Here is a 14,688-nt window from a genome sequence, read left to right as displayed (position 1 = left end):
GACTTATTTGAGACTACATGGATTCTCAGCTTAAAAAGAAGACGACCTTTAAACGCTTATTAGGTTATATCAAACCTTATAAGGCAGCTTTTATCGCTGCTATCCTGTGTATGATTGGTTACTCTGCCATTGATACATTGTTCTTATCCCAAATTGAAACGTTAATAGATGATGGGTTAACAGAGCAAGACTCTAATATATTGCTTTACGGTGCCCTCTTTGTTCCTTTTATTTTCATCCTTCGTGGTTCTTTGAATGTTGCTTCCAGCTATTTCCTGCATTGGGTGGGTTTTAAAGTCGTTACTAAAATGCGGCAGCAGCTTTTTGACCATATGATGAAACTGCCGGTGGGTTTCCATGACCAGCATTCAACCGGTGACTTGATTTCAAAAATAACTTATGACACTCAGCAGGTGGCGGAAGCGAGTAGCCGGGCCGTTTTGGTCTTGGTGAAAGAAGGCGCGTTCGTCGCCGGTTTATTGGGTTTGATGTTTTATCAAAGCTGGCAATTATCATTGGTATTTTTGGTGATAGGCCCCTTGGTTGCAAAAGTTGTCGGGGTTGTTTCACGTCGTTTCCGCAAAGTAAGTAGTCGTATTCAGACCGCTATGGGTAATGTAACCACAACTGCAGAGCAGATGATCAACGGCCATAAGGTTGTGATCATGCATCAGGGGCAAAAAGGTGAGTCGACACGTTTTTCGGAAATAAATAATATTACTCGTAACCAGAATATGAAGCTGGTGAATACCCGGGCTATTAGCACTTCAGTTATTCAGTTTATAGCTTCGTTAAGCCTTTCTATGGTTCTGGTTATTGCCAGTTTTCCAGAAATGCTGGGTGAGCTTTCGGCCGGTGCTTTTACTACGTTACTTACCGCTATGATCATGTTGCTGCGCCCGTTAAAGCAGCTGACTAACGTAAACAGTGATTTCCAGCGCGGTATTGCGGCGGCAACCAGCGTGTTTGCAATTCTGGACGAGCCGATTGAAGTTGATAAAGGTTCGCGAGTGGTTGATCGTGCAGCAGGTGATATTGTTTTTGATGATGTGACCTTTTCTTATCAAAAAGATGATGAACCTGCGTTAGAGCACATTAATTTTAAAGTTGATCAGGGCAAAACTGTGGCGCTGGTGGGCCGTTCAGGTAGTGGTAAGTCGACAATATCGAACTTGCTTACGCGGTTCTACGATGTAGAGCAGGGCAGCATTTTGCTTGATGGCCACAATATTAACGATTATAAACTGAAATGCCTAAGGCGTCAGTTTGCGCTGGTGTCTCAGCATGTAACCTTGTTTAACGACACCATAGCAAACAACATTGCTTACGGCGCTTCAAAAGATGTATCACGTGAAAATATTATTAAAGCCGCTGAACAAGCATACGTTACTGAATTCACCGACAGCATGCCGAAAGGCCTGGATACTATGGTGGGCGAGAATGGGGTGATGTTATCCGGTGGTCAGCGTCAGCGTATAGCCATAGCCCGTGCGCTATTACAAGACGCGCCTATTCTGATACTGGATGAAGCGACATCGGCGTTGGATACTGAGTCCGAGCGTCATATTCAGGATGCCCTGGGAACCTTACGTAAAAACCGTACAGCTATTGTCATTGCACACCGTTTATCAACCATTGAAAATGCTGATGAAATTTTAGTTATGGACAACGGTGAGATTATTGAGCGCGGTACACACCAGCAATTGCTTGATCAGGAAGGCGCATATTTTCAGCTGCATAACTTGCAGTTTAGCGGGAGCGCCTAATGTGGCTTCAAAAGCAGTGGTATAAAGCCAGGCTGCACCCTTTACTGTTTTTGCTGACACCACTGTCGCTGGTGTTTTGGCTGGTAACAAATTTGCGTCGCAGTTTTTATGCTTTGGGGTTAATGCCACGCTATAAAGCTGATGTTCCGGTCATAGTAGTGGGAAACATTAGCGTGGGCGGCACTGGCAAAACACCTATGGTTGTGGCCTTAAGTCAATGGCTCAAAGATGAGGGCTGGAATCCGGGCATTATCAGTCGTGGTTACGGTGCAAAAGGGCCTTTTCCCTACGAGGTTTTAGAGAGCGACTCTCCGGAAAAAGCCGGTGATGAACCTTTGCTCATGCGTCGTCGCACTGGCTGCCCGGTTGTTATTGCGCCCAAACGAGCTCAGGCTGCAAAGCTTATGGCGGAACAACACCCCAAAGTAGACGTTATTATCTGTGATGACGGGTTACAGCATTATGCACTCAAACGCGATATTGAATTAATTATGATAGACGCTGAGCGAGGCACCGGAAATGGATGGCTTTTGCCTGCGGGCCCATTACGGGAAGGCCCATGGCGTCTCAAAGGTGCGGACTGGGTTATTTCTAACTATGGTCGTCATGCATTCGCCCGACATGTTGTGGATGTCGAGCCTGGCAACTGGTACCGGGTTGATAATAACGAGCAAGTTGCGTTAAAAACCGAGAGCAAATTTAATGCCGTGGCTGGTATTGGTTATCCGCAGCGATTTTTTAACTCGCTAATTGAGCAGGGTATTGAACTGGAGAACAGTCAGAGCTTTGCGGATCATCACGCTTTTAGTCAACAGGACTTTTCTAACCTGGCTAGTAACCCTATATTAATGACAGAAAAAGATGCTGGTAAATGCCAGTCTTTTGCGCAAGCTGACTGGTATTACCAAACAATTGAAGCGAAGCTGCCCGAAGTGATGAAAACTAACTTATTGGCAGAGCTGGAAAGGAAGAAAAATGGCCATCGATAAAACGACATTAGCAATATTGGCGTGTCCAAAGTGTAAAGGGAAACTGACCTATTACGCCGATAAAGACGAGTTAGTATGCCGCGGAGAACGCCTCGCATATCCAATAGACGAGAATATTCCCGTGCTTATAGCGGATAAGGCTCGCGAGTTATCATCAGAAGAGTTAGAAAAGGTTCCTTCATGAGTTTTACCGTTGTCATTCCAGCTCGCTACGGTTCCAGCCGCTTGCCGGGCAAACCTTTAGCCGATATTGCCGGAAAGCCGATGATTCAGCATGTGGTTGAGCGAGCTGAGGCTAGTGGCGCTGCCGAAGTCATAGTTGCTACCGATGATATGCGGATTAAAGAGGGCGTTGATAAGTTTGGTGGTCGCGTAATGATGACCTCAAGTGAGCACTCCTCGGGTACGGAACGTTTGGCTGAAGTTATCGAACAATTAGCTCTGGCAGAAAACGAGGTGGTGGTTAATGTTCAGGGTGATGAGCCCTTTATTCCGCCTGAAATTATTCGACAGGTTGCCGATAACTTAGCGAATCAACGGCAGGCACCTATGGCGACGCTGGCCGTGCCCATTACTGACGCTGAAGATATTTTTAACCCGAATACAGTAAAAGTGGTTACCGATGCTGCGGGTTATGCGCTGTACTTTAGCCGTGCCGCAATTCCCTGGGACAGAGAGCACTTTTCTGCCGACCGGGCGACAAATGTCGTTACTGAGCATTATCATCGTCACATTGGTATTTATGCTTATCGGGCGGGTTTTGTCAGACGTTATATTGAATGGGAGCCAAGCCCTATTGAACAGCTTGAGTCGTTAGAACAATTGCGGGTGCTTTGGCACGGAGAACGTATTCATGTCGCTGAAGCCATTCTCGCACCGGCTACAGGCATTGATACTGAAGAGGACCTGCAGCGGGCACGAAAACTGGCAGGCGATGGTTAATCCATCGCCGACATTTTTGAATACTCATCTTCGAAAAAGAATTTTTCCTCACCAAAAGCTGGTTTTAAGTGATGCAGCCAGGTGGCATCCGGATCATATTTAGCGAAGAAGGGACGTTGTACCCAGTCCGGATTGCGCCCCTGGATAAAGCGTAAGGCAAAGACTTTCTCACCAGCAATTTCAGTAACACCCTGAACTTCTACTTTCCCCGGGCCGGCACTCATCGAGGGGCCTCGCACGGTACGAGCTATACCTGAAACCTGCTGGTACGCTTTCTGGAAAATTTCCCAGGTACGCTCCAGCGGTACTTCAAAGTAACGTTTTGCTCCGGTATCCCGCTCGACAAACATATAATAAGGGATTAATCCGAGTTGTACCTGCTTCTCCCACATAGAAGCCCAGACATCCGGGTCGTCATTAATGTGCTTGAGTAAAGGAGCCTGACAGCGGATTTGAACACCTGTAGCGCGCAGGCGACGAATGGCCTCCTGACATACTTCAGTGCGTAATTCATTCGGGTGGTTTAAATGCGCCATTATCGACACATGCTTGCCACCATCAACTAAGCGCTCTAATAAACGCAGTAAATCGTCCGCGTCGGGGTCGGTGATAAAGCGATATGGCCAGAAGGTTAATGATTTAGTGCCAATGCGTATGGTTTTAATGTGCTCGAACTCAGGTTGCAGTAAACCCTCTAAGTAATGGGCCAGCTTGCGCGTGCGCATAACCATAGGGTCGCCGCCGGTCACCAGCAAGTCAGTAACTTCTTTGTGCTGAGCCAGATAGCGGTGCAATTGATCCGCGTCATTTGAATTAAAGCGGGTAGCTTTACCGACAAATTGCGCCCAACGGAAGCAGAAAGTGCAGTAAGAATGGCAGTACTGCCCCTGAGCCGGGAAAAAGAGCACCGTTTCGCGGTACTTATGCTGCATGCCCGGCAAAGGCTCACCGTCAACATGCGGCACATTCATTTGCATTTGTCCGGCAGGGTGAGGGTTCATTTCATCGCGTAGCTGAGTCGCCAAATCAAACACTTCATTGGTGGTGTGCTTGCCTGACATTAGGTCTGCCATGCGCTGGTACGCAGAAGGCTCCAGCATATCTTTTTGCGGGAAAGTTAGCTGAAACAGCGGGTCATTGGGTACATTTTCCCAGTCAATCAGTTCGTTAAATACATATTCATTAACTCTGAATGGCAGTACATTAGCGACGACTTTCATTTCAAAACGCATGTCATCAGGAACTTTCTTTAACGCCTCAATTTTATCTAACTGGCGATGCTGATATACCTTGAATTTACGTGGTGTAATGATGGGTTGTTGTACATTGACTACTTGCTGCATAAGCCTCTCTGTAATTATCTGCAACTTGCTAAAGCACGTTGAAAATGAATTTGTCTGTCAGCTCTCTCTTTGGCGACCAACGAAATGCGACGTAGTATAAAGAATTTAAGGCTTCGTTGCACGTTCTGTAAGGTGTGAAAAGCAATGTACTCAAACTAATTAAGAGCGGGCATAAAAAAAGGCGCTCAACCGAGCGCCTTCTTAACTCAAACCAATTTATTTTTTAATTGGTGAAAACTCGCGTTTTGTATAACCAGTATATAACTGACGAGGACGACCAATTTTCTGGTTTTCTTCGCCCATCATTTCGTGCCAGTGAGAAACCCAGCCGACAGTACGTGACAGCGCAAAGATAACGGTGAACATATTGGTAGGAATACCAATAGCTTTCAGTACGATACCTGAGTAGAAGTCAACGTTAGGGAAGAGTTTCTTTTCAATGAAGTAGTCGTCTTCCAGAGCGATACGCTCCAGTTCCATTGCGACGTCAAGTAATGGATCATCACGATCCAATTCTTTCAGTACTTCGTGGCAAGATTCACGCATTACCGTTGCACGAGGGTCGGTGTTTTTGTATACACGGTGACCAAAGCCCATTAGACGGAAAGGATCGTCTTTGTCTTTTGCTTTCTCAATATATTTTGGAATGTTTTCAACAGAGCCAATTTCAGCCAGCATACGCAAGCAAGCTTCGTTTGCACCACCATGGGCTGGTCCCCATAAAGACGCAACACCCGCAGCGATACATGCGTAAGGGTTAGCACCAGAAGAACCGGCAAGGCGTACTGTTGACGTTGATGCGTTTTGCTCGTGGTCAGCATGCAAAGTAAAGATGCGATCCATAGCGCGAGCTACCGCAGGGCTTATTTTGTAGTCTTCCGCAGGAACCGAGAACATCATGTTCAGGAAGTTTTCTGCATAACCTAAGTCGTTACGTGGGTAAACGAAAGGTTGACCAATGCTGAATTTATAAGCCATTGCTGCAATTGTTGGAATTTTTGCAATCAGACGGTAAGCACTACGTAAACGTTGGTTTTCATCGTGAATCTCCAGATCATCATGATAGAACGATGATAAAGCTCCCGTTACGGCACATAACATTGCCATAGGGTGAGCATCGCGACGGAAACCATTAAAGAAATTGTGAATTCCCTGATGCACCATAGTGTGTTTAGTAATGGTGTTTTTGAATTCATGGTATTGCTTTTCGGTAGGAGCTTCGCCGTGCAACAACATGTAGCAAACTTCTAAGTAATCTGCTTTAGTTGCTAACTCACCAATAGGGTAACCGCGGTGCAGTAAAACGCCGTTTTCACCATCTATATAGGTGATAGCCGACTCGCAAGAGCCTGTAGCCAGAAACCCTGGGTCAAAAGTAAAATAACCATGTTTTCCCAGAGTTCGGACGTCAACTACATCCTTTCCTGCCGTTGGTGATAGTACCGGCAATTCAATGGATTGGCCGTCAATCTGTAAAGTGGCTTTACGATCAGCCATAAGGAATTCTCCTCGCTATCTACTTTGAAAAAGTGCGCTAATTTAACTCGATCATGCCCGTAAATGTCAATTTTAATCGGGGAACATGAACCAATTATAGCGAAATATACGTAATAAACATGACGAAAAGATTACTCAGATTGAAGAATTATCTTGTTAGGTTAGACTTTAGTAGTAAAGCGTATTTTAGTCAGCGTTCAAATCTGAGTTTGTCGTTGTAATTAATAGCTTGGCTAGATATACTTTGCGCCGTATTGGTGGCATGTTTCTGTGTCGCGCAAACGAAAATTGCATTTCTTTTGTGCTTTATTAAAAGGCAATCTATCGTGAAAAAAGAAAGACCTGTTAATTTAGACTTATCAACTATCAAGCTTCCTGCCGCTGCCAAAGCATCCATACTGCATCGTATTTCCGGTGTTGCTATGCTGTTCTCTCTGGCTTTTCTAATTTGGGCTTTTGCCGTGTCACTTAGTGGCCCTGAAGGCTTTGCTCAAATCGAGAGTATCATGACCAGCTTTATCGCTAAATTTATTGGCTGGGGTATTTTGACAGCGCTAGGATTTCACTTAATCATTGGTCTGCGTCACTTAGTAATGGACATGGGCTACTGGGAAGAACTCGATTCCGGAAGAATCAGCGCAATTGTCTCAATTGCTCTTTCTGTGATCTTTTCCGTATTAGTAGGAGTTTGGCTATGGTAACAGCAGCAGCTACTTTTGGTCGTAGCGGTTCTCATGACTTTATTTTATTGAGAGCCAGCGCGATTGTAATGGTTCTATATTCACTGTTCATGGCTGGGTTCTTCCTTTCTACGCCAGATGTAACTTATCAAGTGTGGAGTGGGTTGTTTGCCAACATTTGGATGAAAGTGTTCACTATGCTGGCCTTATCTTCTGTGTTAATTCACGGCTGGATTGGCATTTGGCAAGTATCAACAGACTACGTGAAAGCGTCCGGTCTCAGAGCTTTTATCCAACTGGTTTTCAGCGTTGGTCTGATCGCTGTTTGGCTCACTGGCTTATTCGTACTGTGGGGTGTTTAAGTGACTGTTAAAACTTTAGAATATGATGCAGTGGTGATTGGTGCTGGCGGTGCCGGCATGCGAGCAGCACTGCAAATTTCCCAAGAGGGATTGAGCTGCGCGTTGATGTCCAAAGTGTTTCCAACACGCTCTCACACAGTTTCTGCTCAGGGTGGTATTACCGTAGCATTAGGTAATGCGCATGAAGATAACTGGGAATGGCACATGTTCGATACCGTTAAAGGTTCGGACTATATTGGTGACCAGGACGCTATCGAATACATGTGTAAAGCTGGCCCTGAAGCTATTTTAGAAATGGAAAACTTAGGTTTACCATTCTCGCGTTTTGAAAACGGCAAAGTTTATCAACGTCCATTTGGTGGTCAGTCGAAGAACTTTGGTGGCGAGCAGGCTGCTCGTACTGCCGCTGCAGCTGACCGTACCGGTCACGCTTTGCTGCATTTGCTTTATCAGCAAAACGTGAAGAAAAAAACCACCGTATTTTCAGAATGGTACGCGCTGGATATCGTTAAGAACCAAGACGGCGAAGTTTGTGGTGTAACCACCATGGATATCGAAAGCGGCGAAGTTTACTTTGTTAAAGCTAAAGCCGTTGTTCTTGCTACCGGCGGTGCTGGTCGTATTTATTCTTCAACGACCAATGCTCATATCAACACTGGCGACGGTATTGGTATGGCTCTACGTGCTGGCGTTCCTGTACAAGATATGGAAATGTGGCAGTTCCATCCAACCGGTATTGCCGGAGCGGGCTCACTCGTTACAGAAGGTTGTCGTGGAGAAGGCGGTTACCTGCTGAACAAAGACGGCGAACGCTTTATGGAGCGTTATGCGCCAAACGCGAAAGATTTGGCGTCACGCGACGTTGTCTCCCGCGCTATGATGACTGAAATCCGTGAAGGACGTGGTTGTGAAGGCCCATGGGGTACTCACCTTAAACTGAAACTGGATCACCTGGGTAAAGAAACCCTGGAAAGTCGTTTGCCGGGTGTTTGTGACTTATCACGTACATTCGCACACGTTGATCCGGTAAAAGAACCAATTCCGGTTATTCCTACCTGTCACTACATGATGGGCGGTATTCCAACGGATGTTAATGGACAAGTCCTGACTGTTGGTGACGATGGTCAGACATCTCACGTTAAAGGGCTGTTTGCTTGTGGTGAAATTGCTTGTGTATCTGTACACGGTGCTAACCGCTTAGGTGGTAACTCACTGCTTGATTTGGTGGTATTCGGTCGTTCAACCGGTATGCATCTGGGTGAAACGCTTGCGGCTAACGTAGAAGCCAGAGAAGCAAGCAGCGACGACATTGACGCTGCACTAGCGCGTTATAATCGTTGGGAAAATACTCAGAAAGGCGAAGATCCGGCACAAATTAAGAAAGACCTGCAACAGTGCATGCAACTTAATTTCTCGGTTTTCCGCGAAGGCGATTCAATGAAAGAAGGGCTTGCTGAGCTGCGCGAAATTCGCGAACGCCTGAAAAACGCCCGTCTTGATGACACCTCCAAAGAGTTTAATACTCAGCGCGTCGAGTGCCTTGAGCTAGATAACTTGATGGAAACGGCTTACTCAACTGCAGTTGCTGCCAGCTTCCGTACAGAAAGCCGCGGTGCTCACAGCCGTGCAGACTACCCGGATCGTGATGATGAGAAGTGGTTAGTACACACTGTTTATCGTCCTGAAAAGGAAGATATGGTGACGCGGGAAGTCAATATGGCGCCTAAACTGCGTGAAGCTTTCCCTCCGAAAGCTCGTACCTACTAAGTTGGAGGGTATATGAAAAAATACACATTTTCAGTTTATCGTTATAATCCTGATGTCGACAACGCGCCTCATATGAAAGAGTACACGTTGGAAGTAGAAGATAATCAGGATTTGATGGTGCTAGAAGCACTGATCAAATTGAAAGAACAAGATCCATCGCTGGCATTCCGCCGCTCGTGCCGTGAAGGTGTTTGTGGCTCCGATGGTATGAATATTAATGGTAAAAATGGTTTGGCTTGTATCACTCATTTGTCTTCTTTGAAATCAGACAAAATTGTGATTCGTCCGCTACCAGGCTTGCCTGTCATTCGTGATTTGATTGTTGATATGAGCCAGTTCTATCAACAGTACGAGAAAATCAAACCGTACCTTATCAACGATGACAAAACGCCACCAGCGCGTGAACGACTGCAGTCGCCGGAAGACCGTGCTAAGCTTGATGGTCTTTACGAATGTATTTTATGTGCATGTTGTTCATCTTCGTGCCCGTCGTTCTGGTGGAACCCAGATAAATTTGTTGGGCCAGCTGGTCTGCTGCACGCTTATCGTTTCTTAATTGATAGTCGTGACACAGCAACGGACGAGCGTCTGGACGAACTTGATGATGCCTTTAGTGTATTCCGTTGTCACGGAATCATGAACTGCGTTAACGTATGTCCAAAAGGGTTGAATCCAACAAAGGCTATTGGACACATCAAATCGATGCTTTTGAGTCGCGCTGTTTAACTCGTTAAATTGTCGCGCCAATTTGAACGGTTGATGTTGTGGATGGCCATCCCACAAAGGATGGCTATTTTTTTATAAAAACGGTTTATCTATTCAGGTGAAGGAAACGCAATGCAAGATGGTGTAATGCGTGAATGGTTAGAAACATCGCATCTAGCCGGTGGTAACGTTGCCTACATTGAACAAATGTTTGAGGCGTATCTGGATGATCCGACGGCAGTCAGTGATGAATGGCGTCAAATGTTCGATGCGTTGCCGAAGGATAATCACATTGTTGATACTAAACTCAGCGATGTCCGGGAGCAGTTTCGCCAGGCCGCTAAGAATAAGCTCAAGCAATCTCAAACAGGCAGCACGACTGCCGCAGATCAGAAGCAAGTTAAAGTTTTACAGCTCATTAATGCTTACCGATTCCGCGGCCATCAGCACGCCAACCTTGATCCTCTTGGTTTATGGAAACAGGAAACCGTTCCAGACCTTTCATTAAACTTCCACGATTTAAGCAAAGACGACTTAGAACGCGAGTTTAATGTCGGCTCTTTAGCTGTTGGCAAAGACACAATGAAGCTGAGTGATATTCACGAGGCGTTGGAAAATATTTATTGTGGCTCTATTGGTGCCGAGTACATGCACATTGTTTCAACCGAGGAAAAACGCTGGATTCAGCAACGGTTGGAGGGTGTTCTTGGAAAGCCCAAGTTTGAAAAAGAACAGCAGACTAAAATTTTAAAAGAGCTGATAGCCGCTGACGGACTGGAAAAGTATCTTGGGTCAAAATTCCCGGGAGCTAAGCGCTTTTCATTAGAAGGTGGCGACAGTCTGGTTCCGTTGTTGAAAGAACTCATTTCACGCTCTGGTGAGCAAGGTGCCAAGGAAGTCGTTATTGGTATGGCTCACCGAGGTCGTTTGAACGTTTTGGTCAACGTTCTGGGTAAAAAACCACAGGACTTATTTGACGAGTTTGCCGGCAAGCATGACAGCACAAAGGGCTCAGGTGATGTTAAATATCATATGGGCTTTTCTTCTGATTATGCGACCCCGGGCGGCGACGTCCACCTTGCATTGGCCTTTAACCCGTCGCACCTTGAAATTGTAAACCCGGTTGTTATGGGATCGGTTCGTGCGCGCATGGACCGCCTGAAAGACCCGGAAGGCAAAAAAGTGCTGCCTATTACCATTCACGGTGACGCTGCTGTTGCCGGTCAGGGTGTGGTACAAGAAACCTTTAATATGTCGCAGACACGTGCTTACCGTGTAGGCGGCTCTATCCGTATCGTGGTGAATAACCAGGTTGGTTTCACTACATCTAAACAGGAAGATGCGCGCTCTACTCAGTATTGTACTGACATTGCCAAGATGGTGCAGGCGCCAATTTTCCACGTTAATGCGGATGACCCTGAAGCCGTTGTTTTTGTCACTCAGTTAGCGCTTGATTACCGTAATGCATTTCAGCGCGACGTGGTTATTGATTTGGTTTGTTATCGTCGTCATGGACATAACGAAGCCGATGAGCCAAGTGCAACACAGCCGCTGATGTATGCAAAAGTTAAAAAACAACCCGTTGCCCGCGAGCTTTATGGCAAGCGTCTGATAGAGAAGTCGATAGTAGATGAAGACACAGCTAAGCAGTGGATGTCTGACTATCGTGATGCATTAGATAAAGGCGAAGTGGTGGTTGATGAACACCGTCCTATGCGTCAGCACTCTGTTGACTGGTCTCCCTATATTGGAAACGACTGGGATGTAGAGTACGACTACAAAGTTTCAGCAGACAAACTGAAAGACTTGGGTGAAAAAATCACTCAGTATCCGGAAGAAGACAAGCTGAATTCCCGTGTTGAAAAAGTTTATCAAGAACGTCTGAAAATGGCGAAAGGCGATAAACCAATGGACTGGGGTTTCGCTGAAACTTTGGCTTATGCCACCTTAGTTAACGACGGTACTCATATTCGTTTGACCGGTCAGGACAGCGGCCGTGGTACCTTCTTCCACCGCCACGCGGTATTGCATAACCAAAAAGATGGTTCTACCTATATGCCACTGAACAACTTAGGTTCAGAGCAGGGGCAAATTGAAATTTACGACTCGGTTTTATCAGAAGCCGCGGTTGTGGCCTTCGAATACGGTTACGCTACGGCTGAACCGCAGTCTTTGGTTATGTGGGAAGCTCAATTTGGTGACTTCGTTAACGGCGCTCAGGTGGTTATTGACCAGTTCTTAAGTTCTGGTGAACAGAAATGGGGACGTTTATGTGGTTTAACATTGTTATTGCCACACGGTTACGAAGGCCAGGGTCCAGAGCACAGTTCAGCCCGTCTTGAGCGTTTCCTGCAATTATCAGCTGATCACAACTGGTCAGTCTGTGTACCGACAACGCCTGCACAGGTTTTTCATATGATCCGTCGTCAGCACTTACGTCCGGTTCGCCGCCCGTTAGTTGTTATGACGCCTAAGTCATTGTTACGTCATCCGTTAGCGGTTTCAGAAATGGATGATTTAGCGGATCATGGATTCCAGAACGCGATTGGTGAAATCGATGATCTGAATCCGAAAAAAGTAAAACGCGTGGTATTTTGCTCAGGTAAAGTCTACTACGATTTACTGAAAGAACGCCGCGAGCGTGAACAAGAAGATGTTGCCATTATTCGTATCGAACAGCTGTATCCGTTCCCTGCGGAAGAAGTGGCAGAAATTATGAAAGATTATCAGCACGTTAAAGATTTTGTCTGGTGTCAGGAAGAGCCTCAGAACCAGGGTGCATGGTATAGCAGCCAGCATCACTTCTGGGCCGCAATTCCGAAAGGAGCTCAGTTGTCTTATCGTGGTCGTAGTGCGTCAGCCGCACCGGCGGTCGGATACATTTCAGAGCACAACAAGCAGCAGCAAAACCTTGTTGACGAAGCGCTAACCATTAAATAGGTGAAGATGAACCATGGCGATTGATATTAAAGTTCCTCAATTACCCGAGTCTGTTGCAGATGCAACAATTGCAACATGGCACGTAAAACCTGGCGATAAAGTGTCTCGCGACCAGAATCTGGTTGACATCGAAACCGACAAGGTAGTGCTGGAAGTGGTTGCGGAAGCAGACGGTGTTTTGGGCGAAATTACTGCCGAAGAAGGCACTACCGTAACAGCTGAAGAAGTTATCGGAAAAATTGAAGAAGGTGACGGTGCGTCGGCATCTGACGATAAATCAGACAATAAAGACTCAGACGACGACAAGAAGTCAGAGAAAAAAGAATCTGATTCTTCAGAAGACAAAGGCTCTGACAAAAAAGGTTCTGGCGAGAAAATGGAAGTTAAAGTTCCTCAACTGCCAGAATCAGTCTCTGATGCCACTGTTTCTACCTGGCACGTTAAAGCTGGCGATGCAGTAAAACGTGACCAGAACCTGGTTGATATTGAAACCGATAAAGTGGTTCTGGAAGTGGTTGCTCCGGCTGATGGCGTTTTAGCTGAAATTAAGCACGAAGAAGGCGCGACAGTCGGTGCTGATGACGTTATCGGTATTGTCGAAGCTGGTGGGTCTGCTGGCGGTAGTTCAAGCAAGTCCGATGACAGCAAATCTGAATCTTCTTCAGAAAGTAAAGACGATGACGGTGACAACGAAGTAGCGGGTCCTGCGGTTCGTCGTTTACTTGGTGAACACGGCCTTAAGCCAAGTGACGTTAAAGGCACTGGTAAGGGCGGTCGCGTCACTAAAGAAGACGTGGAAAAACACGTGAAAGCTCAGTCTTCTAAGTCTTCGGATAGCAGCAAACAGCAGTCTTCACAGCCAGCCGTTTCAGGTGACCGTGACCAGAAACGTGTACCAATGACACGTCTGCGTAAACGTATCGCTGAGCGTCTGTTGCAAGCTAAGAACGACACCGCGATGTTGACCACGTTTAACGAAATCAACATGAAGCCAATTATGGACTTGCGTAAGAAGTACAAAGACGTGTTTGAAGAAACTCACGGCACGCGTCTTGGTTTCATGGGCTTCTACGTCAAAGCTGTAACTGAAGCACTGAAACGTTTCCCAGACGTCAACGCATCCATTGATGGCGACGATATTGTTTACCACAATTTCTTCGATATCAGCATTGCGGTATCAACGCCTCGTGGTCTGGTAACTCCAGTTCTGCGCGACACTGACCGTTTAAGCATTGCGGATATGGAAAATGGTATTCGTGACCTGGCTATCAAAGGCCGTGACGGTAAGTTAACTATGGATGAAATGCAGGGTGGTAATTTCACCATTACTAACGGTGGTGTATTTGGTTCACTGCTTTCAACGCCAATTCTGAACCCACCACAAAGCGCTATTCTGGGTATGCACAAAATCCAGGAGCGGGCGATGGTGGTAGACGGTAAGATCGAAATCTTACCGATGATGTACCTGGCTCTTTCTTATGACCATCGAATTATTGATGGTAAACAATCGGTAGGTTTCCTGGTTACCGTGAAAGAGCTATTAGAAGATCCTCAACGTCTTATCCTGGATATCTAAAGACGCTGAGAACCAGCCGCAATGCAATTTAGCTTGCGGCTGTTAATTATGCGCCGAGCAGGTTAAAATTCGGCGCGGTATTCGGGTAGGCAGCACTTTAGCTGCTTAAGTTGTTTCAACG

12 protein-coding genes are annotated in these 14,688 nt (G+C 46.2%); 10 read left to right on the top strand and 2 right to left on the bottom strand.

What is annotated here, in order from left to right; genetic code table 11:
- Positions 1–17 precede the first annotated feature (17 nt).
- From msbA to kdsB, 4 genes are read left to right on the top strand one after another with little or no spacing between them, the layout of a single operon-like run.
- Positions 18–1,766 (top strand): lipid A export permease/ATP-binding protein MsbA, encoded by a 1,749-nt coding sequence (gene msbA / locus IL_RS07755; protein ID WP_011234756.1) that lies wholly within the window; start codon positions 18–20, stop codon positions 1,764–1,766.
- On the top strand, positions 1,766–2,755 hold the full coding sequence (gene lpxK / locus IL_RS07750) for a tetraacyldisaccharide 4'-kinase (protein ID WP_011234755.1): 990 nt from the start codon (positions 1,766–1,768) through the stop codon (positions 2,753–2,755). Before msbA ends, lpxK begins: the two co-directional genes overlap by 1 nt.
- Positions 2,742–2,939, top strand: coding sequence for a Trm112 family protein (locus IL_RS07745; RefSeq protein ID WP_011234754.1), 198 nt, complete (start codon positions 2,742–2,744; stop codon positions 2,937–2,939). Before lpxK ends, IL_RS07745 begins: the two co-directional genes overlap by 14 nt.
- On the top strand, positions 2,936–3,697 hold the full coding sequence (gene kdsB / locus IL_RS07740; protein WP_011234753.1) for a 3-deoxy-manno-octulosonate cytidylyltransferase: 762 nt from the start codon (positions 2,936–2,938) through the stop codon (positions 3,695–3,697). Before IL_RS07745 ends, kdsB begins: the two co-directional genes overlap by 4 nt.
- Here the strand turns inward: kdsB and IL_RS07735 are convergent.
- Positions 3,694–5,040, bottom strand: coding sequence for a KamA family radical SAM protein (locus IL_RS07735; protein WP_011234752.1), 1,347 nt, complete (start codon positions 5,038–5,040; stop codon positions 3,694–3,696). The genes kdsB and IL_RS07735 overlap by 4 nt on opposite strands.
- 216 nt (positions 5,041–5,256) lie before the next feature.
- Positions 5,257–6,537: a citrate synthase gene (gene gltA / locus IL_RS07730; protein WP_011234751.1), complete on the bottom strand. Its 1,281-nt coding sequence runs from the start codon at positions 6,535–6,537 to the stop codon at positions 5,257–5,259.
- Between the two features lie 326 nt (positions 6,538–6,863).
- Here gltA and sdhC point away from each other — a divergent pair, with 326 nt between their 5' ends.
- The 6 genes from sdhC to odhB all read left to right on the top strand — a co-directional run bounded on the left by sdhC (position 6,864) and on the right by odhB (position 14,567).
- The gene (gene sdhC, locus IL_RS07725) at positions 6,864–7,238 is read left to right on the top strand and encodes a succinate dehydrogenase, cytochrome b556 subunit (RefSeq protein WP_011234750.1); all 375 of its coding nucleotides are present in this window, start codon (positions 6,864–6,866) and stop codon (positions 7,236–7,238) included.
- Complete coding sequence (gene sdhD, locus IL_RS07720) at positions 7,232–7,579, top strand: succinate dehydrogenase, hydrophobic membrane anchor protein (protein ID WP_011234749.1); 348 nt, start codon at positions 7,232–7,234, stop codon at positions 7,577–7,579. The genes sdhC and sdhD overlap by 7 nt, the downstream gene beginning before the upstream one ends.
- Positions 7,580–9,346: a succinate dehydrogenase flavoprotein subunit gene (sdhA, locus tag IL_RS07715; protein ID WP_011234748.1), complete on the top strand. Its 1,767-nt coding sequence runs from the start codon at positions 7,580–7,582 to the stop codon at positions 9,344–9,346.
- Between the two features lie 12 nt (positions 9,347–9,358).
- A complete protein-coding gene (locus tag IL_RS07710) occupies positions 9,359–10,072 on the top strand; it encodes a succinate dehydrogenase iron-sulfur subunit (RefSeq protein WP_011234747.1) in 714 nt (237 codons plus the stop codon).
- A gap of 111 nt (positions 10,073–10,183) precedes the next feature.
- Complete coding sequence (locus IL_RS07705) at positions 10,184–12,991, top strand: 2-oxoglutarate dehydrogenase E1 component (RefSeq protein ID WP_011234746.1); 2,808 nt, start codon at positions 10,184–10,186, stop codon at positions 12,989–12,991.
- Between the two features lie 13 nt (positions 12,992–13,004).
- Positions 13,005–14,567 (top strand): 2-oxoglutarate dehydrogenase complex dihydrolipoyllysine-residue succinyltransferase, encoded by a 1,563-nt coding sequence (gene odhB / locus IL_RS07700; RefSeq protein WP_011234745.1) that lies wholly within the window; start codon positions 13,005–13,007, stop codon positions 14,565–14,567.
- Positions 14,568–14,688: the final 121 nt, after the last annotated feature.

It is taken from the genome of Idiomarina loihiensis L2TR (assembly GCF_000008465.1).
In the GTDB taxonomy this organism is placed as follows: Bacteria; Pseudomonadota; Gammaproteobacteria; order Enterobacterales; family Alteromonadaceae; genus Idiomarina; species Idiomarina loihiensis.
Note: the sequence above shows the minus strand (reverse complement) of the source record. Positions and strands in the feature narration are given on the sequence as shown.

What these genes read in the sequence shown, in the direction of transcription:
- msbA (WP_011234756.1), top strand. Translation starts at nt 18, where the DNA reads ATGGATTCTCAGCTTAAAAAGAAGACGACCTTTAAACGCTTATTAGGT.
- lpxK (WP_011234755.1), top strand. Translation starts at nt 1,766, where the DNA reads ATGTGGCTTCAAAAGCAGTGGTATAAAGCCAGGCTGCACCCTTTACTG.
- IL_RS07745 (WP_011234754.1), top strand. Translation starts at nt 2,742, where the DNA reads ATGGCCATCGATAAAACGACATTAGCAATATTGGCGTGTCCAAAGTGT.
- kdsB (WP_011234753.1), top strand. Translation starts at nt 2,936, where the DNA reads ATGAGTTTTACCGTTGTCATTCCAGCTCGCTACGGTTCCAGCCGCTTG.
- IL_RS07735 (WP_011234752.1), bottom strand. Translation starts at nt 5,040, where the DNA reads ATGCAGCAAGTAGTCAATGTACAACAACCCATCATTACACCACGTAAA.
- gltA (WP_011234751.1), bottom strand. Translation starts at nt 6,537, where the DNA reads ATGGCTGATCGTAAAGCCACTTTACAGATTGACGGCCAATCCATTGAA.
- sdhD (WP_011234749.1), top strand. Translation starts at nt 7,232, where the DNA reads ATGGTAACAGCAGCAGCTACTTTTGGTCGTAGCGGTTCTCATGACTTT.
- IL_RS07710 (WP_011234747.1), top strand. Translation starts at nt 9,359, where the DNA reads ATGAAAAAATACACATTTTCAGTTTATCGTTATAATCCTGATGTCGAC.
- IL_RS07705 (WP_011234746.1), top strand. Translation starts at nt 10,184, where the DNA reads ATGCAAGATGGTGTAATGCGTGAATGGTTAGAAACATCGCATCTAGCC.
- odhB (WP_011234745.1), top strand. Translation starts at nt 13,005, where the DNA reads ATGGCGATTGATATTAAAGTTCCTCAATTACCCGAGTCTGTTGCAGAT.